1 protein-coding gene is annotated in these 434 nt (G+C 50.7%); it reads right to left on the minus strand.

Features of this window, described 5'->3' with window-relative positions:
• Nucleotides 1-434: BamA/TamA family outer membrane protein (locus PGX78_RS07980; protein ID WP_270446387.1), on the minus strand; the 434-nt coding region annotated here is incomplete at both ends.

The following is a 434-nucleotide window of genomic DNA, read 5'->3' on the forward strand; positions in this document are numbered from 1 at the left end:
GACGGAATAATGAAGGCCTCTGCTTTCCTGGTACCAGGGAATCTTACCGGTGCCGCCCCAGGCTGCACCCATATCGGTAAAGAGCACGCCCTGTACCTTCTTGGCAATGGGGAACCGATATTCAACCGTAGCCGCATACATCTTGTTGCCGCGGAATTCATCATCTTCATAACCGCGAAGCGTATCGGCACCGCCCAAGGTAAAGAGGTCATTGTACGGCATGTCGCCTGTAGCGATACCACCCATGAGTCGAACGGCAATGACGTGTTTTACGCCGACTTTATAATACAGTCTGTTTTCGATAATAAACTTGTAGTAATCGAAGTCACCGCCCAAACCGTGACCGGCCCAAGTGCCTGTAAAGGACAAGCGTTTACCGTGCATGGGATCGTAAATATTGTCACGGTTATCGAAAACATGGGACCACGTTACGC

The organism is Megasphaera sp. AF13-6AC (genome assembly GCF_027685385.1).
Taxonomy (GTDB): domain Bacteria; phylum Bacillota; class Negativicutes; order Veillonellales; family Megasphaeraceae; genus Megasphaera; species Megasphaera micronuciformis.